We start from the raw sequence: 19954 nt of genomic DNA on the forward strand, positions 1-19954 counted from the left end.
GCCCGGGATTTCGTGGGCCGGTTCAGGGGTACGGGGGGCCGCCTGGATGGGATGATCGACCTATGAATGCACCTGACAGGACCCGCCCGGACCGGCGTTTCAACAGGCTTGTTCATCGTTCGCGCCTGCGGGTCGCGGTGATGGTCATTGTGGGTCTGGGGACGGCTCTGGCCGTGGGGGCCTTGTTGAAGTCATGGGCCTACGCGCCAGCCATGGGCTGGGCGGCGGCGTCACTGACCTATCTCATCTGGGTTTGGGCTGTCATCGGGCGGCTGCAGGCGGATGCCACGGCGGCCCACGCGCGGCGCGAAGATCCGGGAAGGGGCGTCTCCGATGCACTCGTTTTAAGTGCCACGATGGCCAGCTTCGCCGGCGTGGCCCTCATTCTGCTGGATGCCTCCAATGCCGAGGGGGGCACGAAGGCGGCCATCATTTCGATGGCCCTGGGCAGCGTGGCGTTGTCCTGGTTCCTGGTCCACACGCTCTTCACCCTGCGCTATGCCTCCATCTATTACCGGAACAGGGCTGGGGTGGACTTCAACGAGGACAAACTTCCGCGCTACCTGGACTTCGCTTACCTGGCTTTCACGGTCGGCATGACCTTCCAGGTCTCGGACACAGACCTGAAGACTGAGGAGATACGAGCCACCGTGCTGCGCCAGGCGCTGCTGTCCTATCTGCTGGGAACTATCGTTCTGGCCACCACCATCAACCTCGTCGCCGGCCTGATCCACTAGACAACGAATCCGGGACGCGGCCCGGATTCAGCCAGAACCTACCGTTGCCAAGCAGTAGCTAGATTGCTAGCATGCTAGGTATGGCCGACAAAGCGCAATTCAATGTTTATCTGCCGACTGACCTGGTCAAACAGGTTAAGCACGCAGCAATCGAACGCGGCTTATCGCTGTCGTCCTTCGTTGAGGAAGTACTCACCGAGGCTTTAGGCAAGGAAGGTTCAAGCAAATGAGGGTTACTCCAATTCGCTTCGTGCGGAACATCGAGCTCGCCGGAAAGTTCTATACCGCCCTTGGGCTGAACGAGAACACTGCGGCAACGAGCGGGACCTGGGCGGACCTGCACTCCGACGGGGGCCAACTGGGCCTCCATATTGCCCAGGCGGGAACCACGCAGGCAGATGCCGGGGCGGTCGCACTGCACTTCTCCACCGACGAAAAGCTGGAGCTTACCGTCGAGCGGCTAACGGCTGCCGGGTATGCACCTTCGGACGTCAGGGACGAGACCTTCGGCCGTTTTATCACTGTCGAGGACCCCGACGGATACCTCATCCAAGTCAATGAAATGGATGAGGACCTTCAGAACCTCAGCTACGAGATACGGGAATCAGCTGCGCTGAAGTAACCCCTTAGGCGTGCCAGCGGTAGAGAAACCTCCGGGGGATGTTCAATGCCTGTGCGCAGGGCTATCCTCGGCAGATGAACCAGCACGCGGTTTCTACCGAGCCCGGCGGATACCTGTTCGCGTTCAGCATCAGCCGGAGGTGGCTTCGGGTAGCTGGGGCGTGTGCAGTTGCATCTGGAGCGGTTATTGCAGTCGTGGCGAATGCAACAGAGCCATTTCGGGTCCCCTTGGGAATCGCTTTAGGCGTCCTTGCGATAACCCTACTCATCGCGATTGCCGTCAAAAACTCATCACGAGGGCGGAGCCCGGAATCCGCGCGGACCGAGGCCCGCGCGGACCATCGCGCAATGCTTGGCAGGATGAGGGGCGGAAGGTCGGTGGCGGCAGAACTGGCTCTCCTTGCAGAGCTCCATGCGAAAGGCGCACTCTCTGACGAGGAATTCAGCGCCGCCAAGCGCCGCATCCTTGGAGACTGATACTGCAGCTAGTAGACGCCGGCCAATGGGATGCCTTCATCACCATCAAACCGCTGAACATCACCGGCGGAACCGCGTCACCGGCGAATGCCACGGCCCTGATTTGATCGGACGCAGCTTACCTTCAGGCGGGCGGGTTAACATAGGTATTCACGGATTGCGTTAGTTTTCCTGACTGCCGGGATCTTGGAGGAGTGGATGAAGGGGTCATCGCCGCGCGTCCTCGCCGCGCTGAAGGCATCCGGTGCTGCGATGCTCCTTCTTGTGACCGCCGCGTGCACCCCGGCCAGCGCTGACGGGCTGGCCAGGCCCGCTCCACCGATCTCAACCGGCACTGCACAGGCAGCTGCCGGGACGAGCATACCGGCGTCAGAGTCCGGCGATACCACGGTCAGGGTTGTCGTGATCGGGGACTCCCTGAGCACGGGACTGGGAACGTCTCCGGAGCAGGCGTGGCCGGAACTCCTTCAATCGGTGCGCCTGTCCAACCAGCGGCCGGTGCAGGTCACCAACGCGTCAGAGAACGGCAGCGGATACCTGGTTCCCGGTGACGACGGGGACACCTTCAGCATGGAAGTCCAGGAAGCCGTCAGCCCTGACACGGACGTTGTGGTCTTTTTCGGGTCCGACAACGATACCGGGGCCCGTCCGGATGAGCTCATGGACGCTGCGGTCCTGGCCTTCGCTGCCGCCTCGTCCGTGGCCCCAAACGCGGTTCTCGTGGCGGTCGGCCCACTGTCCGGCGGCGAGGAGACGGACCCGGTGTTAACCGACGTACGCGACATTGAGGCTTCCGCGGCGCAGTACATGGGCATGGATTTCATCGATCCCATAGCCGAACAGTGGTTAAATGGCCGCGCCGACGTCCTGTTGGGACCGGATGGTGAACACCCGAGCGCCGAGGGGCAAGAGTTCCTGCGGGACATGATGCAGCGGATTCTTTCCGCTGCCATGCAGGACTGAACGCCCGCGCCACGAAAAGCCTGCCGACGCTGGAACAGGCCTGTAGCCGCTACCCCGCGTCGCGGGGTGCCGGAAGGCCCGCGAGGCGTTCGACGACGGCAAGCCCGGCCGGAGTGCCGGGCCAATGACGCCTTAAGGAGTCCGGACCCGCGGAGCGAATCACGGAGCGAAGGACCAGGGCCATGATGATCACGTCATCGGCATAGCCGATCAGCGGCAGGAAGTCCGGGACCAGGTCGATCGGGAAGGCCAGGTAGCCCAGCAGAAGGAACAACTTGATTCGCACCCCGCGCGATACTGACGGGTCGGCGGCCACGCGTCTGAGAACGCGCAGCACGTCAGGCAGTAGCCGCAACGCATCACGCATTCCCACTGTCTCCGGGTGACGCCGGGCGTAGGCCCACAAAGCCAGCAGAAGGATGGCGTAGACGGCCACCAGCCCCGCCAGGGCTCCGAGAACAATTTCCCACCACTGCGCACTCACGTCAGTCGTTCTCCCGTGAGACGAGCCAGATAATCCAGGAGTTCGTCCTGCAGGTGCTGGTCCAGAGCGGCAGGATGCGCCTGATCCCGGTGCTGGTGGTGCCAGTAGCCGCCGCTCGTGAGTGCTTCGGCGTCATCGCTGGTGGCCAGCCACTCCTGGGTAACGTGCCCGAGCCGAAGATCGTCCGGAGCGCCCGGGCCGCCCATCTTGGTGGGCACCCAGCCCGGATCCACGGCGTTGCTGAGAACGTCAGGCCATAACCGGGCGACTGCCGCTGCGAGCGCGGTGACGTAAAGCTTGCTGTCCGAATAGGACACCCGGGGCGCACCGCGTGAGCCGGACCCGGCGCCGGCTCCGTCGCGGAAGCTGCCCGCGTGGCCGCCGCGGTGCATGCCGCTGCTGAGGTAGATCAGCCGGCGCGGGCGGTGAATGAGGGCCGTCAGAAGGTAAGGGGCCGCGACGTTGACCTGGAAAATATCGGGACCGCTCAGCACGCCCGCGTTGTGGATGACGGCGTCCACGGGGCCGGTCCGGTTCACCTGGTCCGCAAGGTCCCGGGTTTGTGCAGGGTCCGACAAGTCGCCCACAACGGTCGCCGCGCCGCGGTCAGCCAGCTCCTGCAGGGCGCCCAGCCGTCCGGTGCTGCGTGCGTGCACGATGACATCGTGGGCGCCGTCCAGGAGGGACTGCGCTGTGGCCAGCCCGAGTCCGTCGGTGGAGCCGGTAATAAAAATGCGCGCCATCAGTCCTCCTTTTCTGCGCCCAGCTACTCTCACAGTACGTTCTGCTTGAGGCACATGAGGGCCCATTACAACGGGTTTTCGGGGGCGGGCCGGGGAATGGGACCTGTTGCAGCTGAATCGGTGATGCTTGACTGGGAGATACGACGGCGACCCTGCCGCGTTTCGCTGCCACCGGAGGTACCAGAATGCGCAAGACCATCCTGATGACGTCGGTCTCGCCGGACGGAGCCTTGGATGGTTGATGTGATCGTTGCCGGCGGCGGTCCCACCGGGATGATGCTGGCCGGTGAGCTGGCGCTGGCAGGAGTGGAGGCGGCGATTGTGGAGCGCCGCCCCACGGCGGAGCTGGTGGGCTCGCGGGCGGGCGGGTTCCACTCGCGGACCATCGAAATCCTGGATCAGCGCGGGATTGTGGACCGGTTCCTCGCCGAGGGGACGCCCGTCCAGGCAGCGTTCTTCGGGACCACCAAGCTGGACGTGAGCGACTTTCCCACCCGGCACCCGTACACGCTGGGCCTGTGGCAGAACCATATTGAGCGGATCCTCGCCGGCTGGATCGAGGAGCTCGGCGTGCCCGTCCACCGGGGGCTCGAAGTGGCCGGCTTCTCCCAGAACGGCAGTGGCGTGGACGTGCATCTCAGCGACGGGGAACAAATGCGCGCACAGTACCTGGTAGGCGCCGACGGCGGGCGGAGCGGTGTCCGCAAGGCTGCCGGCATCGGGTTCCCCGGCTGGGACGCGACCAGGAGCAGCCTGATCGCCGAGGTGGAGGTGACAGGGGAGACGCCGGCGGGCATGCGCATCGACGAGGTGGGCGTCCACGGGCTGCACCTGATGGAGGACGGACGGACCACGCGGGTGGTGGTGACCGAGAAGCAACTGGGACCGGCCACTGAGCCCACCCTGGCCGACCTCAGCAAGGCGCTGACCGACATCTACAACACCGACTTCGGGGTCCACTCTCCGACGTGGATCTCGCGATTCTCGGACGCCACGCGGCAGGCCGCGGCCTACCGCAGCGGCCGGGTGCTGCTGGCCGGGGACGCCGCGCACATCCATTCCCCTTCGGGCGGGCAGGGGATCGGGCTCGGCATCCAGGACGCCGTGAACCTTGGCTGGAAGCTCGCCCAGGTGGTCAGGGGCACCGCCCCGGACAGCCTGCTGGACAGCTATCACGCAGAGCGGCATCCCGCGGGGGCGCGCGCGCTGAAGCACACGATGGCGCAGGCGATCATGCAAAAGGCCGATCCGCGCGTCGGGGCACTGGCAGACACGGTGGCCGGACTGCTGACCATCGATGAGGCCCGGAAGCAGGTGGCGGGGCTCATTTCCGGTCTGGACGTCCGTTACGACTTCGGCGAGGGGCACCCGCTGCTCGGGCGCCGCATGCCCGATCTCGACGTCGTCACCGCCAACGGCCCGTTGCGCGTGTTCGGCCTCCTGCACCATGCCCGCGCGGTGCTGCTCAACCTCGGTGTGCCGGGGAGTATCGAGCCGGGGCCGTGGGCGGACCGGGTGCAGCTGGTGGATGCAACGTACGACGGCGGGTGGGAACTTCCGGTGATCGGTGCCGTCAGCGCTCCTGCGGCCGTGCTGATCCGGCCCGACGGGCACGTGGCGTGGACGGCAGACGGGACTCAGGCGGGCTTGGAGGAAGCGCTGGCCACCTGGTTCGGGCCCGCGCGAAACTAACTCACCGCAGGACGGATGGCGGCCGTGTCGATCCAGTAGCGGCGCTTGCCGTTTCGGGTGTCCTCGTAGACGCCGCCGTTCCTTTCGATGGTGGCCCGGGATCCGGCGTTGTGCTCATCGCAGGTGAGAAGGGCCCTGCGGATGCCGAGTTCCCGGGCAACCGGCAGGGCCGCGGCTAGCGCGGCGGCTGCGTGGCCGCGGCGCCTCGCTGAGGGCCTGACGCTGTAGCCGATGTGGCCGCCCGTGTTGAGGAGGAAATCGTTGAGCTCGTGCCGGATGGCCAGCGAACCCAGGAACGTGTCACCCTCCACGATCCACAAGTAGGTGCACGGAACGTGGCCGGGTTTCCGCGGGCTCTCCGGCAAGGCATCGTTGCGGAGGGTGTCCACAAAGCGGCTGAACGACCGGCTATCTGCAAGGTCCGCCAGGGGCCAGTCCTCCGCGCCGCCGCCGTCCCGGTGGGCCCCGTCGAATTCCGCGGATCCTTCCAGCCATGAGGAATGGTAGCTGGTGTCAGGAGCGATAAGGAGGGGCATCCCACGATCGTAGTCCGGGCGTCAGTCAAGGGAGGTGAGGAACGCCGTCGTATCCGCCGCCACTTGGGCCGGGCATTCCCACAGCACCATATGCCCTACCCCGGGATAGACCTTAAGCACGGCCCCATTGATTCGGGACGCCAGGGTTTCCTGGGTACGTCGTGGCAGCAAGCTGTCCTGTTCACCCCACAGGAGCAAGGTGGGTGCGCGGATAGTGCCCGATTCCGAGGGCGGGGTGGCTTCAGTCAGGCCGCTCAGGATGTTACGCCACGCGTGGGCGGGCATCCTGAGGCCGTCCCGCACGCGGTCATCGATGAACGATGATGGAACCTCGTTCAACAGGGGAAACCAAGTCAGCGATTCACGCACCCAGTCCTCGTCCAGGGGGTCGGTAAGCTTATCCACCTCGTCGGCGAAGTCGGCCCGGCCTTGAACGCTCAGTGGAGCACCCACCAGCACCAGCGCCGCCACCTTTTCGGGATGGTCAACGGCGAGCTGCTGGGCAACGTAGCCGCCGCTGGAGGAACCGACGACGGCGGCCCTCGCCACGGTGATGGCGTCCAGGATGGCCGCGGCGTCCGCGGCCTGTTCCGCCAGGGAATAGCCGCCCGCGGGTTTGTCCGCCTCGCCCTGCCCGCGGAGGTCCGGCGCGTAGACCCTGAAGCCCTTCAGTTCGGGTATCAGGCGGTCAAAGCTGCTCCGGGATTCGCCCCAGGCGTGCAGCAGCAGCACCGGGTTGTCGCCGGAGTCACCGTGGACCAAGCACGGAACTGAGATGCCTGTGCGGAGCCTGAGAACCCGGATTACGGAGGACATGGCAGACCGCACGTGACTCGGCTCATGCGCCCATCATGCCACCGGGCGGCGGCCGCAAGCCATGGCGCCGGAGGAAGAGGCCAGGCTCTCACCGTGTCCTGCGATTTACTCCGGCCCGGCCCGCATAGGGTCGATTTATGGGCAAAGACCGGTGCAGCGAGTTGGAGGGGCAGACCTCCATCAACGAGCTGCTCGAGGAGCCCATCGGCGACACCCACATCCAGCTGGTGCTGCCCTTCCATGTCCAGCTCGCGTCAGGGGAATTCCGCCGCGTGTCCTGATGCCGCGGGCGGGAAACGCAGAAAGTACGACGGCGGCACTAGGGCTGGGTGCCGGCAGATCGTCTCAGCGCAGGGCAGTGACGAAGCCGCCCCGTGACTGCCCGGACGCAGGCTCCTGCGCCGGTGCGGGTTGGCCCTGCGCGTCGAGGGACAGTGTGCGGCCGTAGGTGGCGCACAACTCCTGAACCGAATGTCCGCTGCAAAGCCAGCCCGCTGACGTGAGCAGCTCCGCCGGATCGGGCGGGTCGGCCCGCGCCAGGAGCTCACCCATGGACAGTCCCGTCTGCAGGCTGAAGTCGCGCAGCTTGGCTTCCATATCGTCGGTCTTGGGCAGCGGCACGGCCCGCTCAATCACGGCCCGTGAGCCCGGCGCAGACAAAGCTGCCACTTCCTTCAGCACGGACAGCTGGGCGGCGACGTCGAGGTAGGGCAGCAGTCCTTCGAGGATCCAGGTGGTGGGCTGTTTCGGATCAAAGCCGGCCGATGTGAGCGGCTTCCGCCACGGGCGGGACAGGTCCGTGGCCACCGTGATGAGCCCGCACTGCGGCTGCGCCGAAAGCCGGCCCAGCACGCCGGCTTTGAACTCCAGGACGTTCGCATGGTCGATTTCGAAGACCCGAGAGCCCGCGGGCCAGGGGAGGCGGTACGCGCGGGTGTCCAGCCCAGCGCCCAGCAGCACCGTCTGAGGGGTTGGCGGCAGTGAATCTGAACGCAGGAAATCGTCGATGAACCGGGTCCGCACCGCGATGTAGATCGATGCCAGCAGAAGCGGCTGCTGCAGCGGGGAGGCGGCGCCGGGATCCGCTGGCCAGGCGGTGGGGAAATCCACGTGGGACCGGGCAGCTTCCACCAGAGCCACGGCAAACGGGTCCGTCACGAGGCCGTCGGGCCGGGACGTTTCCACCGCCCTGCCTGCGGCCACGGCAAGGGCCGTCAGCGGCAGCCCCTGGTCCTCAAGGTCACTCACGCGTGGTTCCTCCCGCCGTCGTATTTCTTCTCACTGCGGAGCCTACTGCGCCGCCCGGCGGCGGCGCGCTAAGGCGAGTGCAGTGGCGGGAATCAGGGTCAACGCGGCAATGATGGTGCCCACCAGCCCCGGCCCGGTGGTCCCCAAGGGGGAGACCAGGGCGGCGCCAGCGAGAGCGGTGCCCACCGCGGTGCCGGCGTTGAACGCGGAGACGCTGAGGGCGGAGCCGAGGGTGGCGGCCTTCCCGGCGAAGCGCACCGCAAGGTGGATCAGCACGCTGTTGGCGCTGAGACCGAACAGCCCCAGCAGGACCACCAGGGCGCTGGTCAGCCATGGCGAACCGGATACCAGGCTGATGGCGAGCAGGAGGATGGTGGTCACGGCGGGGGTGATGATGGTGATCGGGCCCGGGTGGGCGTCGCCGAAACGGCCGGCGAGGAGCGTGCCGATGACGGAACCGATGCCGAACCCGGTGAGCACCAGCGGGACCTGGGATACGCTCACGCCAGCCTGGTCGATGAGGATCGGGGCGATGTAGGAGTAGGCGGCGAGTACGCCGCCGCACGTCGTAGCACAGGCAGCCAGTGCCAGCCACAGCCGGCCCGAGCGCAGCCCGGCCAGTTCGGCACGGATGGACGTTGGGTACGCGCCGGGGGCATCCTGCGGAATAAGGCGGGCGACGAGGACGGTGGCCAGCGCGGCGGCCGCCGCGAGCGCCCAGAAGGTTCCGCGCCAGCCGACCAGCTGCGCGACGAAGGCCCCCAGAGGCACGCCGAGGACGGTGGCCAGGGCCCCGCCGGCGCCCACTATCCCCACCGCCCGGGCACCGGAGGACGGCCCCGCGGCGCGGGTGGCCACCACAGCCGAGACCGCCCAGAACGCGCCGGTGGCGAGAGCGCTGACGAACCGTGCCACCAGCAGCAGCGTGAAGTCCTGGCCAAGCGCCACCACAACATGGCCGGCAACGAAGACGATGAGTGCCAGGACCAGCGTCACCTGCTTGGACAGACGCATTGTCAGCATCGCCATCAGCGGCGCGCCCACCACCATGCCGATCGCGAAGACGGTGATCAGCGATCCGGCCTGCGCGACGCTCACCTGCATGTCACTTGCGATCAGCGGCAGAATGCCCGCCACCACGAACTCGCTGGTGAGCATGAGGAACGTGCCCAGCGCCAGAACGTAGACCACCAGCGGAAGCGGGGGCCGCCGTCGGTCCTTAACGTTCTTGGTACCTCCGGCCGTAACGCCGTCCTTGATTGTTGTCTGCCCGCGCATGCGAACTCCTCATTGGTGCAGTGGAAAATGGCCTGCATCCATTGCACCCGTTCGCTCGCTGGCGAGGAAGGCTCCGCTTATAGGGGTATAGCCAGTGCCCCCCTTACGCGGACAGGGGCTGCCACCCGGCCTCCGATCAAGACCGGCTCAAGAATCCATCAACGTTGTCCGAGGTTCATCGCAATTTCGGTTTTCCTGCCTCCCTGCGGAATAGGCTCAGCATTTACGTGAAGTTTCAAGAGAAAAGGTCGGGCTCAACGTCGAGCCCTGACTATTGGGGAATAAGAATTGTCGAACTACCAGACCCTTTTCGGGTCAGCACCGTCTGCTCCTGAGCCCGGGCCGAATCCGCCCAGGCGGCCGCGGGCTTCCACGCTGGTCGCCGGCGGCATTACAGCCCTCTTCGTGATTATTGGTGCCTTCGTTGGAGGGTTCGGCGGGGCGCTGGTTTTCCTGGGCATCTCGGCGGGGCTGACCAGCCTCTACGTCCTGCTCACAGGACGCCGGTCGTGGGCGTGGCTTCCGGCGAAGCGGAAGGCAGGGGCCATCGCCCTCGCGGTTTCCTTTGCCCTGTTCTTCACGGGCGCCGTGACGTTGCCGCGGACCAGCGCGGACGGCCTTCAGGCAGCCTCTTCGGGATGGGATGCCTCGCCGGCAACCGCCTCAGCGAGCGCCTCCCCGGAAACGTCCGTGGCGCCGTCGTCCGCTCCAACCGCCCAGGCCACGGAGGCTCCGCTCGATCCTGAGACGGCTTCCGCCCTGGCGAACGGCGCCAATGCCACGGCTCCGAAGGGGCAGCCCGCGTTCGCCACCAAGGCGGTCGATCTGCTGGCCACCCTTCCCATCAAGGGCCGGGCGCCGAAGACCGGCTATGACCGTGCGCTGTTCGGGCAGGCGTGGCTGGACGTTGACCGCAACGGCTGCGACACCCGGAATGACATGCTCAAGCGCGACCTGACCGGCATCACGTTCACTAATAGCGTTCCGTGCAAGGTCCAGTCCGGAACGCTCGCGGACCCCTACACCGGTTCCACCATCAGCTTCCAGCGGGGGAGCGCCACAAGCAACGCCGTGCAGATCGACCATGTTGTTGCCCTCAGCGACGCCTGGCAGAAAGGCGCGCAGCAGCTGACCACGGAACAGCGCACGGCCTTTGCCAACGACCCGCTGAACCTGCAGTCGACGGACGGTCCCACCAACATGAAAAAGAGCGACGGCGACGCAGCCACCTGGTTGCCGCCGAACAAAGGCTTCCGGTGCGAGTATGTGGCGCGGCAGATTTCGGTGAAGGCAACGTACAGCCTGTGGGTCACCCAGGCAGAGCACGACGCGATGGCCAGAATCCTTGCAGACTGCGCCGGCCAGTTGGCACCGACGAACGAGAAGGCACCTGTGGCCGCGGCGGCACCTGCACCCACTCCGGTGGCGCCCGCTCCGGCGCCGGTGGCACCAGCCCCCGTGGCTCCGGCTCCGGTGGCGCCGGTTGCTCCCGCGCCGGCTGCCCCGGTCGTTCCGGCACCCGCGCCCGCAGCCGTCTACTACGCCAACTGCGCGGCGGCCAAGGCCGCCGGCGCCGCACCGATCCGTGCCGGGCAGGCCGGCTACCGGGCGGCGCTGGACCGCGACAATGACGGCGTGGCCTGCGAAAGCTAGACCAGTTCCATCACTCCAATGTTCCGAACTTTCCAAGGGGGAAATATGAAAAAGACACTGGCATTAGTTGTGCTCACCGGCCTCATGCTGACCGGATGCGGTGGCGCTCAGAAGGCAGAACAGCCGACGGCGGCCGCAGCAGTGGTTGATGCTGTCGCGGTTCCAGGCGTTGTCGGCCTGACTCTGGACAAAGCCACGGATCAACTGGAAGATCTTGGGTTTAAGGTCGAGGCCGTGGACATCATCGACGGCAAGAAGATCATGTCCAAGAAGAACTGGCAGGTCATGTCCCAAGACCCCACGGAAGGCGCATCCGCGGCAAAGGGTTCCACCGTGAATCTTGGCGTCAAGTCCCTCGAAAAGATTGAGGCTGAAAAGGCTGCCGCCGACAAGGCCGCCTCAGAAAAGGCTGCCGCAGAGGCAGCTGCTGCAGCAAAAGTTGCGGCGGACAAGGCCGCGGCTGAGAAAGCTGCGGCAGACAAGGCCGCAGCGGATCAGGCGGCGGCGCAGGCCGCGAAGCCAGCTCCGGTAGTCCCGGCACCCGCACCGGCACCAGCACCCGCTGTCAAGGCGCCGGCTCCGGCTTCCGTCTACTACGCGAACTGCACGGCGGCACGCCAAGCCGGAGCGGCTCCCATCTATGGCGGTACCCCCGGATATGGGAAGCACCTTGACCGGGACGGCGACGGGATCGGGTGCGATAAGTAAACCGAACTGGGGCACATTGACACGGACACGCCGCGGATACTGCCGTTGCGGGGCCGAATCACGGTCTATGTGCCCCACGACGGCCCCGCTCCGGTCAGCACCCAGACCAGTTGCAGAAGTGTTCGCCGCTGATGACACCGGAGTACATAGACGAGGCGCCGAAGAAGACGCCGTCGTCCGGGCACCTGGGCAGTAGATGAGGCACAGCTGGTGAGTGGCCGCCGTCGTGAATTACGATGGCGGCGCGCCATTTCCGGAGCTCCTGGCCCGCCCGAGCCAATCCTTTACGAGGGCGGCAGCCAGATCCGGGCGTTCAAGGTGAGCATTATGGCCGGCGGCATCGAGCACTGCGTAGGTGCCCCTGACATAGTGGTCGCGGAGCTCGATGGAAAGCCCGTACTCGGCTGCTACTTGTTCCAGAACTGTCTGGTTCGCGCCGTGAAGGCCGGGTAGTGCATAGTCTTGGCCGTCGCGAACAATGGACGATCAGGGCCAACCGCTCCACTGGTCCTGGTTGTGATTGGTGGGCGGCGGATTCTTGTACACGCGGCCCCGCTGGGATTGAGGCTCGCCCTGGTGTCGCGGCGGCCTGGTGCGCCGGTGCCGGCGCTGCCAGAAGGAGTTCAGGAGAAACACCATCGCCATAAGCACCGGCACGCAGCCAATAGCCACCAGCGTTGCAACACCCTGATCCATCACCGCACCTGCGCCGCGTTGTCCTGCTGAGCACGCAGCCCGTACTGCTCCGCGTACTGCCGGATCTTGAAACTGCCGGGGTCGCAAAGGGTGCCGGGTCTGCGGAACTGCCTGCGCTGGTTGAACATGGGAACGGATCCTATCGGGACGTGTCGGGTCGGTGGGGACGTTGCTGGCCCAATTCAAGGAGATCGATGTCCACGTTGCCTGTCCCGGGCTTGGGGGAGTTGCGCAGCTTGCGCAATTGCGTGGCCCTGTACTCGTCCCGTGCAAGGCTCAACGCATAGAACGTGAGGCCTGCAGACATGGCCGTCAGGAACAGCGAACCCCAGAATGGACCTTCGCCCTGTCTCAGAGGGGCCAACAAAATTAGCACTGAAAGGACGGCCAGCACAGCGCCAACGGCGGCGAGGATCCCCATGCCCCACCAGGTGCTGACCTGGGCCTGACCGCGTCCGGGAGTGATGCCGATCTCGTCCGCGGGGTAGCTGTGCAACTCCCCGGTTCTGGTCTTGCGGAGGACGCGCTTCTCGCCGGCGGCGATTGCCTTCTTGTGTTCGGCGTAAACGGTGTCGTTGCGCTTCTCACGCTCTCGGTCGTAGACCATACTGTTTCCTCTGGGGTGACGGGGTGGCTCGGCAGGATTCAGACTTCCGTACATGCGCCCGCCGGCACGGAGGGGTGGCCGAACAGGACGAATTGCGTTCCGTCATCCTCCATCACGGCCACGTAGCTGGGGCCGAAGATGGCAACGGCGGCCTCGCATATGGCGATCGCGGTCCTGGCAGGTTCGCTTCCGTTAACACCCCGCGGGTCAACAATACTGGTCTCGATCTTGATCCGGCCGGGTTCGGTGACCGTTGCGGATTTGATCTTGCGACCAGGCTGCGCCGGCGTTCGCCGTGGTGAAGTCGCCCGTCCTATCGTCATCAACTGTGGCCGCAGGCAGTGATGCCGGGGCCGCAGCAGTCTGGCTGGCCGTCGTCATGCCAGACGGGGCGTCCGGGGCGGTGTCCACCGGGGATGACGAAGCCGCGCAGCCCGTGAGCAGCAGGGCTGCGGCCACCGCAGTGGCGGCGATAGCTTTGTTCATGGCAGTCCAATGCTCGATGGCACGCCCGGTGGCGGCGCGCCCCCAAGCCATATGCGCCGGACGGAGGCAGGAACCACGGGCCCGCGCCGTACGCATAGTCCCAGCCTAACGAACCTCTTCCGAACTGATCCGGAACGGCGCCGGCCGCGCAGTGTTAGGGGCTGACCACCCGCCCGTTCTGGACCAGTACGTCCAGGTGGTCGGCAATATCGGCCAGCACAGCGATGTCGGCGAGCGGGTCGGCGGACAGCACGAGCATGTCTGCGTCCGCGCCAGGTGCCACGATGCCGATCTCGCCTTCGCGCCCCAGGAGCAGGGCCGCCGTCGTGGTTGCCGAGCGGATGGCGGCGATGGCCGGCTGGACCTTCCCCAAAAGACGGAACTGTTCGTTCTGGTGGCGGTGCATGCCGCCAAGGAGGTCAGTTCCGAAAGCCATTTTGACGCCGGCTTCGTGCGCGCGGGCGATGGCTTCGAGGCCACTGGTGAGCACCGAATCCACCTTTGCCCACATTTCCTCCGTGAGACCGAAGCTCCTGCCCTCCTCCTTGAGCGCCCAATAGGTCACAAGAGTGGGGACCAGGAAGGCGTCCTTTTCGAGGAACAGCCGGAGGCTCTCGTCGTCGAGCAGGTTGCCATGCTCGATTGAACGGACGCCGGCCTCAAGGGCACGGTTGATGGCACGCGCAGTGTAGGCGTGGGCCGCGACGTAGCGGTTGGCGGCCTCGGCCTCCTCCACCGCGGCACGCATCTCTTCCATCGAATACTGAGTGGAGTCGATCCGGTCGGTAGGCGAGGAAACTCCGCCGGAGGCCATGATCTTGATGTGATGGGCGCCTTTGCGCAGTTCATCCCGCGCGGCGGCCCGGACAGCGTCCACGCCATCAGCCACGCGGCCGATTCCACAGCATCCACGGCCGTTGGGCTCGTGGTCTTCGCCCGGGAGCCGCATGTCGCCATGGCCGCCGGTCTGGCTGAGCGCGTGCCCGCAAAAGTGGATTTTGGGTCCGTCCAGTAGGCCTTCCTGCTGTGCCATCGCCAGGCCAAAGTCAGCCCCTGAGAGGTCCCGGACGGTGGTGAAGCCGCGGCGCAGCATCTGGCCCATGATCCGTGCGGTCTGCGCGTAGACGTATGACGCTGGCGTCCACGTCAGCGACCGGAAGTCGGCACTGGAGGCGACCACGTGGACGTGGCAATCGATGAGCCCCGGAATGACGAACTTGCCGGTGCCGTCGATGACGCGGGCTCCCGAGGGCGCTTCGGCATCCGGACCGATATCGCTTATTTTCCCGTCAATACTGACGACGTCGGCAACGGAGTAGGTGCCTGCCTCGACGTCCAGGACGCTGGCGTTGCGGATCACCAGGGGAGCGGTGCTGGCAGCCTCTTCACTGGGGTCCTGGGTGTACGGGGTGGTGCTCATCTAGACGGTGTCCTTCCCGGGGACTTCGGTGGGGTGGGCGGCAAAGGCCGCGGTCAGGTCTGCCAGGTTCCGGTTGACGACGTCGACGGCGGTAGCGACACTGTGCTGGGTGTAGCCGCCTTCGGCGTCCAGCATGGCCAGGACGCCCACCACGTTGCGGCCGCCGTCAAGGACAGGAACGTTGATGACCGCACCGCACCCGAGCCGCTGGATGAGTTCGGAATCGGCGAAGACGTCACGCAGCGCGTTCAGGTCGGCGGCCAGGAACGGTTCTTTGTCTTCAATGACCGTTCCGAGCCAGCCCGGGGAGATCTCCACGGTTTTCTCGCCACCCACCGGGTAATCTGCCGGGTGGCTGGTGAAGAGCCGCCGAAGGCTGGACCGTTCCGGGATCCATTGGAGGGCGGTGAAGAGGATGACGCCGGGATCCCGTCGCATCTCCTCGAAGGTCTGCTGGAACACTGTGTCTGCCTTCATGGAGTCTGCTATGCCGCTCATTTCTGTCCTGTTCCAGCCGGTGCCGGATCATGCTCGGCGCGGGCATTGATGTCCTCCAGTGATTTGCCCGCGGTGGAGGCGCCGAAGATGACGACACCCAGGACGCCGACGGTCAGCACCACCGTTGTCATGACGAACACTCCGCCAAAGCCAAGGGCCACTGAGAAGATGCCGATGATGGACGGTGCCAGGATGCTGCCGATACGGCCCACGGCGCTGGCCAGGCCCACGCCGGTGGCGCGCATCCAGGTGGGGAACAGTTCCGGCGTGTAGGCGTAGACGCCGGCATAGGTGCCGTTCAGGAAGAACGACAACGTTGCCGCGGCCACCAAAATCATCCCCGAGTCGTTGGATTGGCTCAGCCAAAACGCGCTGAGCGCCGATCCGGCCAGATACAGGGCGATGGTGTTCTTCCTGTCGATCCGGTCGTTGAGCCAGGCGGCGGAGAAGTAACCGGGAATCTGCGCGAGGTAAATGATGATCGAGTACTCGAAGCTCTTGGTGACGGTAATGCCACGACCCACCAGCAGCGTGGGGATCCAGGAGAAGAAGCCGTAGTACGAGAACGTGATCACGAACCAGATCAGCCAGATGACAGCAGTCCGGCGGCGCATGGCCCGGGACCACATGAACTTGAGGGCGTTCCAGATGTTGATCTTCTGCTCGTGCTTGATGATCTCTTCGTTCCCGGGCGTCAGCGGAGTGAGTTGCTTGCCGGTAGCGGCCACCACGCTCTGCTCAAAACGCTCTACTACCTGCGTGGCTTCAGCCATGCGGCCACGGCTGATGAGGAAGCGCGGGGATTCAGGCAGGCTTCGACGCCACCACAGCAGGAGGAGAATCGGGATGGCTGTGACAACCTGGGCCCAGCGCCAGCCGTCCTCACCCATCGGAACAATAAAGCGCCCGATCAGTGCCGCGCCAACGAAGCCGAAGGAGAAGAAGCCGGCCAGGGTTCCAATGAACCAGCCACGGCGCTTCGGGGGAATGAACTCGGACAGGAACGGCGCAATGATGACGCTCTCGGCGCCGGCACCCAAGCCCGCGAAGATCCGTGCAATCAGGAAGATCTCGAAGTTGGGGGCCATGGCCGCCACCACCGACATGAGGCAGTAGAAAGCAAGCGCCCAGAGCATGACCTTCTTGCGGCCGAAGCGGTCGCCCAAATAGCCGGAGAGGATGGCGCCGAAGAAGAAGCCGAACGGGGCGGCGGAGCCCACCAGGCCGAGGCTTGCATTGCTGAGGCCCCACAGTTCCTGGATCCGGGGGAGGAGGAAGGCGACCACTGCCCCGTCCATGCCGTCGAACGAGTAGCCGAGGCCTCCGATGAGGAGAAGCTTGTAGTGTGGACGACTGAGAGCCAGGCGGTCCAAGCGTGCTGTGAGGGACATGATGATTCCTGCCAAAGTGGGCCAAGTTGTACATTTTGAGGAATATGCACAAGTCTGTGCAGATGCGATGTATCGAAGCTACGGCCAGAGTGTGAGGCAGGTCAATAGGTGAAACAGGAAATTAACACTTCGTCGGTCACCGAATGGCTGGACAGCCGGGTCCAGGGACGGAAACTAGCGGCCAGGCAGATGCAGGTCATCGGCATCCTCCGGTCACAGCCCCGCCTCGCCTCCTACGGTTCAGTCAGCGACATCGCGGCAGCGGCGTCGTCGAACGCTTCCACCGTGACCAGGACCGCGCAGGCACTGGAATTCAAGGGCTGGGCGGACTTCCAGTTCGAGCTCCGCTCAAGGTTTCTGGCGTCGCTGAGCGCCCTCGAGGTCGCGGCTGAGCACAACGGCCACGTCAGCAGCCCTGCCCAGGCCGCCGTTTCCACGGACCGGGCCAATCTGGCCCATCTGGAGCGCACACTCGATCCAGGTACGGTCCGCTCCATCGCCGAAGCGATCGCGGGGGCACGGCAGACCCTGATTGTTGCCGCCGGAAGCTACGCGATCCCGGGCAAAGCGTTGGAGCACAACGCGGTCATTGCCGGTTATAACGTCCGGCTGCTCGACGCTGATGTCGCTGCACTGACGAATACCCTCGCGCGGGTGACCTCCGAGGACCTGGTGATCGTGATCAGCCTGTGGAGGGTTTACGACAGCAGCATGCGCGCCATGGAGATCGCCCACAACGTGGGCGCAACCATCGCTTCGATCACGGACAGCGCAGGCTCTCCCGTGGCCGAGCACGCCGAGCAGCGGATCGTCGTTCCCACCGAAGGCGCGGGCTTTTTCCCCTCGCTCACGGGTGCCGTCGCGGCGGTCCAGGCGATCGCCGTCGAACTCGCTTCCCTAGACCGTGAGCGGTCAAACAAAAACATCGCTGCGTCCGAACGGACGTGGGACCAGATGCGGATCATGCATCCCCGTTCAAGCTCTTAATTGCAGGGCGCGCTGTTCATGGAGGCCTTGTAGCCTTTGCGGAAGCTGTTGTCACCGCCCTGAAGTGGGCCTACGCTATGGCCACGGCCCCACGCGGGGGACCGGCCAGGACCCGCCCTCACTGGGGTCAGGCACACGCTGGGATGCCGCGTCCTGGACAGCACGGGACAGGAAAAACCATGACCAAGTATCTGTTTGAAGCGAATTACGTGGGCGACGGTATCACCGGACTCATGCGCGAAGGCGGCACCAAACGGCGTGAGGCGCTGGAGGAGGCGCTCAGCTCGGTCGGGGGATCGCTGGAGTGTTTCTACTACGCCTTCGGGGACATCGACGTCCTCGGCGTTTTTGATGTGCCGGACCAGGCGGGCGCGGCAGCCCTTTCACTGATGATCAATTCGACCGGCACCGTGGACGTGCGCCTGAAGCCGCTCATGACACCGGAGGACATTGACGAGGCGGCCAAGAAGACGCCGTCCTACCGGGCGCCGGGGCAGTAGGCGCAGCGGGGCAGTTGGTCAGCGGCCGCCGCCGGAAATTACGACGGCGGTGCGTCAGTTATCGCCGTTCGATGGCTCCGGGTGCGGGGGCCTGTGGAGTTCGGCGGTAGCCGCGTCCGTATGCCGCCCGCCGTGATTTCTGGAGGGACAGCGTCATGCATTTTGCTTTTGTTTGTCTGCCGGCCGCAGGCCACGTGAACCCGACCTTGCCGGTCGTGGCCGAGCTTGTCCGTCGGGGTCACCGGGTCACCTATGCAACCTCCGCCCGGTACGCGAAGGCGGTTGAGTCCGCCGGCGCCGTCTTCTTTGAGAGCGGGGAGGACCTCGCTGCGATGCTTCCCCGCATCAACCCGCCAGCTGACCCGGCGGCCTCCCCCCGGATGGGGATGCTGGCGGGACTCGGAGCCGGGATGATGTCCGGTCTGCTGGAGCGGCTGCTGGAGAGGGCGAGGGTCGAATTCCCGGCCCTGCTCGCCCGGCTGACCGCCGATCCGCCGGACGCTGTGTGTTACGACGCCATGACCCTGGCCGGGAAGATGGCCGCCATGAAGCTTGCCCTGCCTGACATCGCCCTGCAGCCGACGTATGCCACCAACGAACACTTCTCGATACGCGAGCTGATGCCCGCCCGGGCACCGGCCGAAATGCTCAAGGCCTGGAAACAGGTCCGCCGGCTTATCACCGACTTCGCGGCCGAACAGGGCCTGGAAGATTTCACCTTCATGGAGGGCCCGCCGGCTTCATTGAACATCTGCTTCATCCCACGGGAATTCCAGCCCGCGGGTGAAACCTTTGACGCCAGCTTTCACTTTGTTGGACCCAGCCCCGGCCAACGGGCCACCGAGGAGCTTTGGCAGCCCCGCGCGCAGGACAGGCCCCTGGTATTCATTTCGCTGGGCACCACTCCGTTAAACGACCGCCCGGACTTCTTCCGGATGTGCCTGGAAGCATTCGCCGGCACCGACTGGCAGGTGGCCATGGCCGTCGGCGACCGCATGAATGTCTCCGAACTGGGGGAGATACCGGACAACGCTGAAGTCCGCCCCTTCTTCCCGCAGATCGACGTCCTGCGCCACGCCGATGTGTTCCTCTCGCACACGGGCATGAATTCCACCATGGAGGCGCTGTACTTCGAGGTTCCCGTAGTTGCCTTTCCCCTGCAGCCGGAACAGGAAGCCAACGCACGCCGCGTCCAAGACCTGGGACTGGGCCGCCGCCTCCCCGCCGATGCGCTTTCACCAGAGCTGATCCGCACGGTCATCGCCGACGTCAGCAACGACCAGGAGATCCGGCGCAACCTGGAAGCCATGGGCCTACGCGTCCGGTCGGCCGGGGGAGCCGCTGCGGCGGCCGACGCGATCGAACACTTCATGTCCGCGCCGGAACACGCCCCCTAGTAACCCCGGACCCGCG

At 65.5% G+C, this 19954-nt stretch carries 23 protein-coding genes; 12 read left to right on the forward strand and 11 right to left on the reverse strand.

Going from position 1 to position 19954, the window contains the following annotated elements; translation table 11 throughout:
• Positions 1-62: 62 nt before the first annotated feature.
• The 5 genes from AC1MCD_RS04490 (at position 63) to AC1MCD_RS04510 (ending at position 2798) form a co-directional block, all read left to right on the forward strand.
• Complete coding sequence (locus AC1MCD_RS04490; RefSeq protein WP_498676220.1) at positions 63-737, forward strand: DUF1345 domain-containing protein; 675 nt, start codon at positions 63-65, stop codon at positions 735-737.
• A gap of 80 nt (positions 738-817) precedes the next feature.
• Positions 818-967 carry a ribbon-helix-helix domain-containing protein gene (locus AC1MCD_RS04495; protein ID WP_498676221.1) on the forward strand — a complete coding sequence of 50 codons (150 nt, stop codon included), beginning with the start codon at positions 818-820 and terminating at the stop codon, positions 965-967.
• Positions 964-1359, forward strand: a complete 396-nt coding sequence (locus AC1MCD_RS04500; protein WP_498676223.1) for a VOC family protein — start codon at positions 964-966, stop codon at positions 1357-1359. The genes AC1MCD_RS04495 and AC1MCD_RS04500 overlap by 4 nt, the downstream gene beginning before the upstream one ends.
• Positions 1360-1718: 359 nt before the next feature.
• The gene (locus AC1MCD_RS04505; RefSeq protein ID WP_498676224.1) at positions 1719-1835 is read left to right on the forward strand and encodes an SHOCT domain-containing protein; all 117 of its coding nucleotides are present in this window, start codon (positions 1719-1721) and stop codon (positions 1833-1835) included.
• A gap of 198 nt (positions 1836-2033) precedes the next feature.
• Positions 2034-2798, forward strand: coding sequence for an SGNH/GDSL hydrolase family protein (locus AC1MCD_RS04510; RefSeq protein ID WP_498676226.1), 765 nt, complete (start codon positions 2034-2036; stop codon positions 2796-2798).
• Between the two features lie 49 nt (positions 2799-2847).
• Here AC1MCD_RS04510 and AC1MCD_RS04515 read toward each other — a convergent pair whose 3' ends face one another.
• Both AC1MCD_RS04515 and AC1MCD_RS04520 read right to left on the reverse strand, forming a co-directional pair.
• Positions 2848-3282 carry a YkvA family protein gene (locus AC1MCD_RS04515; protein ID WP_498676227.1) on the reverse strand — a complete coding sequence of 145 codons (435 nt, stop codon included), beginning with the start codon at positions 3280-3282 and terminating at the stop codon, positions 2848-2850.
• Positions 3279-4025, reverse strand: a complete 747-nt coding sequence (locus tag AC1MCD_RS04520) for an SDR family NAD(P)-dependent oxidoreductase (RefSeq protein ID WP_498676229.1) — start codon at positions 4023-4025, stop codon at positions 3279-3281. The genes AC1MCD_RS04515 and AC1MCD_RS04520 overlap by 4 nt, the downstream gene beginning before the upstream one ends.
• Positions 4026-4259: 234 nt before the next feature.
• Here AC1MCD_RS04520 and AC1MCD_RS04525 point away from each other — a divergent pair, with 234 nt between their 5' ends.
• Positions 4260-5717 carry an FAD-dependent monooxygenase gene (locus AC1MCD_RS04525; protein WP_498676231.1) on the forward strand — a complete coding sequence of 486 codons (1458 nt, stop codon included), beginning with the start codon at positions 4260-4262 and terminating at the stop codon, positions 5715-5717.
• On the opposite strand, the gene AC1MCD_RS04530 is transcribed toward AC1MCD_RS04525, so the two are convergent.
• Together AC1MCD_RS04530 and AC1MCD_RS04535 are read right to left on the reverse strand one after the other, a co-directional pair.
• Positions 5714-6253 carry a GNAT family N-acetyltransferase gene (locus tag AC1MCD_RS04530; RefSeq protein WP_498676233.1) on the reverse strand — a complete coding sequence of 180 codons (540 nt, stop codon included), beginning with the start codon at positions 6251-6253 and terminating at the stop codon, positions 5714-5716. The two genes, AC1MCD_RS04525 and AC1MCD_RS04530, sit on opposite strands and share 4 nt — an antisense overlap.
• A 21-nt stretch (positions 6254-6274) precedes the next feature.
• Complete coding sequence (locus tag AC1MCD_RS04535) at positions 6275-7069, reverse strand: alpha/beta fold hydrolase (protein WP_498676235.1); 795 nt, start codon at positions 7067-7069, stop codon at positions 6275-6277.
• A gap of 137 nt (positions 7070-7206) precedes the next feature.
• On the opposite strand from AC1MCD_RS04535, the gene AC1MCD_RS04540 reads away from it, so the two are divergent.
• Complete coding sequence (locus AC1MCD_RS04540) at positions 7207-7350, forward strand: hypothetical protein (RefSeq protein ID WP_498676236.1); 144 nt, start codon at positions 7207-7209, stop codon at positions 7348-7350.
• Positions 7351-7414: 64 nt separating this feature from the next.
• On the opposite strand, the gene AC1MCD_RS04545 is transcribed toward AC1MCD_RS04540, so the two are convergent.
• Together AC1MCD_RS04545 and AC1MCD_RS04550 are read right to left on the reverse strand one after the other, a co-directional pair.
• Positions 7415-8317 carry an SAM-dependent methyltransferase gene (locus AC1MCD_RS04545; protein ID WP_498676238.1) on the reverse strand — a complete coding sequence of 301 codons (903 nt, stop codon included), beginning with the start codon at positions 8315-8317 and terminating at the stop codon, positions 7415-7417.
• A gap of 42 nt (positions 8318-8359) precedes the next feature.
• Complete coding sequence (locus tag AC1MCD_RS04550) at positions 8360-9595, reverse strand: MFS transporter (RefSeq protein ID WP_498676242.1); 1236 nt, start codon at positions 9593-9595, stop codon at positions 8360-8362.
• 405 nt (positions 9596-10000) lie between these two features.
• Here AC1MCD_RS04550 and AC1MCD_RS04555 point away from each other — a divergent pair, with 405 nt between their 5' ends.
• Together AC1MCD_RS04555 and AC1MCD_RS04560 are read left to right on the forward strand one after the other, a co-directional pair.
• A complete protein-coding gene (locus tag AC1MCD_RS04555) occupies positions 10001-11248 on the forward strand; it encodes a GmrSD restriction endonuclease domain-containing protein (protein WP_498676246.1) in 1248 nt (415 codons plus the stop codon).
• Positions 11249-11293: 45 nt separating this feature from the next.
• Positions 11294-11956: an excalibur calcium-binding domain-containing protein gene (locus AC1MCD_RS04560; protein ID WP_498676249.1), complete on the forward strand. Its 663-nt coding sequence runs from the start codon at positions 11294-11296 to the stop codon at positions 11954-11956.
• 695 nt (positions 11957-12651) lie between these two features.
• Here AC1MCD_RS04560 and AC1MCD_RS04565 read toward each other — a convergent pair.
• From AC1MCD_RS04565 to AC1MCD_RS04585, 5 genes are all read right to left on the reverse strand, one after another.
• The gene (locus AC1MCD_RS04565) at positions 12652-12780 is read right to left on the reverse strand and encodes a hypothetical protein (RefSeq protein WP_498676252.1); all 129 of its coding nucleotides are present in this window, start codon (positions 12778-12780) and stop codon (positions 12652-12654) included.
• Positions 12781-12791: 11 nt separating this feature from the next.
• Entirely contained in the window at positions 12792-13259 is a 468-nt protein-coding gene (locus AC1MCD_RS04570) for a hypothetical protein (protein ID WP_498676254.1), read from the reverse strand.
• Between the two features lie 640 nt (positions 13260-13899).
• Entirely contained in the window at positions 13900-15165 is a 1266-nt protein-coding gene (locus AC1MCD_RS04575) for a metal-dependent hydrolase family protein (protein WP_498676255.1), read from the reverse strand.
• Positions 15166-15663 (reverse strand): GAF domain-containing protein, encoded by a 498-nt coding sequence (locus AC1MCD_RS04580; RefSeq protein WP_498676257.1) that lies wholly within the window; start codon positions 15661-15663, stop codon positions 15166-15168.
• The gene (locus tag AC1MCD_RS04585) at positions 15660-17054 is read right to left on the reverse strand and encodes an MFS transporter (RefSeq protein WP_498676259.1); all 1395 of its coding nucleotides are present in this window, start codon (positions 17052-17054) and stop codon (positions 15660-15662) included. Before AC1MCD_RS04585 ends, AC1MCD_RS04580 begins: the two co-directional genes overlap by 4 nt.
• 108 nt (positions 17055-17162) lie before the next feature.
• Between AC1MCD_RS04585 and AC1MCD_RS04590 the strand changes: the two genes are divergently transcribed.
• The 3 genes from AC1MCD_RS04590 to AC1MCD_RS04600 all read left to right on the forward strand — a co-directional run bounded on the left by AC1MCD_RS04590 (position 17163) and on the right by AC1MCD_RS04600 (position 19938).
• The gene (locus AC1MCD_RS04590) at positions 17163-18041 is read left to right on the forward strand and encodes a MurR/RpiR family transcriptional regulator (protein WP_498676262.1); all 879 of its coding nucleotides are present in this window, start codon (positions 17163-17165) and stop codon (positions 18039-18041) included.
• A 179-nt stretch (positions 18042-18220) separates the two neighbouring features.
• Positions 18221-18541: a GYD domain-containing protein gene (locus tag AC1MCD_RS04595; RefSeq protein ID WP_498676265.1), complete on the forward strand. Its 321-nt coding sequence runs from the start codon at positions 18221-18223 to the stop codon at positions 18539-18541.
• Positions 18542-18756: 215 nt separating this feature from the next.
• Positions 18757-19938, forward strand: coding sequence for a macrolide family glycosyltransferase (locus AC1MCD_RS04600; protein WP_498676267.1), 1182 nt, complete (start codon positions 18757-18759; stop codon positions 19936-19938).
• The last annotated feature ends 16 nt before the right edge of the window (positions 19939-19954 follow it).

Source organism: Arthrobacter sp. BF1, assembly GCF_056680215.1.

What these genes read in the sequence shown, in the direction of transcription:
- AC1MCD_RS04565 (WP_498676252.1), bottom strand. Translation starts at nt 12,780, where the DNA reads ATGTTCAACCAGCGCAGGCAGTTCCGCAGACCCGGCACCCTTTGCGAC.
- AC1MCD_RS04585 (WP_498676259.1), bottom strand. Translation starts at nt 17,054, where the DNA reads ATGTCCCTCACAGCACGCTTGGACCGCCTGGCTCTCAGTCGTCCACAC.
- AC1MCD_RS04580 (WP_498676257.1), bottom strand. Translation starts at nt 15,663, where the DNA reads ATGAGCGGCATAGCAGACTCCATGAAGGCAGACACAGTGTTCCAGCAG.
- AC1MCD_RS04490 (WP_498676220.1), top strand. Translation starts at nt 63, where the DNA reads ATGAATGCACCTGACAGGACCCGCCCGGACCGGCGTTTCAACAGGCTT.
- AC1MCD_RS04505 (WP_498676224.1), top strand. Translation starts at nt 1,719, where the DNA reads ATGAGGGGCGGAAGGTCGGTGGCGGCAGAACTGGCTCTCCTTGCAGAG.
- AC1MCD_RS04540 (WP_498676236.1), top strand. Translation starts at nt 7,207, where the DNA reads ATGGGCAAAGACCGGTGCAGCGAGTTGGAGGGGCAGACCTCCATCAAC.
- AC1MCD_RS04525 (WP_498676231.1), top strand. Translation starts at nt 4,260, where the DNA reads ATGGTTGATGTGATCGTTGCCGGCGGCGGTCCCACCGGGATGATGCTG.
- AC1MCD_RS04575 (WP_498676255.1), bottom strand. Translation starts at nt 15,165, where the DNA reads ATGAGCACCACCCCGTACACCCAGGACCCCAGTGAAGAGGCTGCCAGC.
- AC1MCD_RS04500 (WP_498676223.1), top strand. Translation starts at nt 964, where the DNA reads ATGAGGGTTACTCCAATTCGCTTCGTGCGGAACATCGAGCTCGCCGGA.
- AC1MCD_RS04495 (WP_498676221.1), top strand. Translation starts at nt 818, where the DNA reads ATGGCCGACAAAGCGCAATTCAATGTTTATCTGCCGACTGACCTGGTC.
- AC1MCD_RS04550 (WP_498676242.1), bottom strand. Translation starts at nt 9,595, where the DNA reads ATGCGCGGGCAGACAACAATCAAGGACGGCGTTACGGCCGGAGGTACC.
- AC1MCD_RS04560 (WP_498676249.1), top strand. Translation starts at nt 11,294, where the DNA reads ATGAAAAAGACACTGGCATTAGTTGTGCTCACCGGCCTCATGCTGACC.
- AC1MCD_RS04530 (WP_498676233.1), bottom strand. Translation starts at nt 6,253, where the DNA reads ATGCCCCTCCTTATCGCTCCTGACACCAGCTACCATTCCTCATGGCTG.
- AC1MCD_RS04570 (WP_498676254.1), bottom strand. Translation starts at nt 13,259, where the DNA reads ATGGTCTACGACCGAGAGCGTGAGAAGCGCAACGACACCGTTTACGCC.
- AC1MCD_RS04595 (WP_498676265.1), top strand. Translation starts at nt 18,221, where the DNA reads ATGACCAAGTATCTGTTTGAAGCGAATTACGTGGGCGACGGTATCACC.
- AC1MCD_RS04520 (WP_498676229.1), bottom strand. Translation starts at nt 4,025, where the DNA reads ATGGCGCGCATTTTTATTACCGGCTCCACCGACGGACTCGGGCTGGCC.
- AC1MCD_RS04535 (WP_498676235.1), bottom strand. Translation starts at nt 7,069, where the DNA reads ATGTCCTCCGTAATCCGGGTTCTCAGGCTCCGCACAGGCATCTCAGTT.
- AC1MCD_RS04510 (WP_498676226.1), top strand. Translation starts at nt 2,034, where the DNA reads ATGAAGGGGTCATCGCCGCGCGTCCTCGCCGCGCTGAAGGCATCCGGT.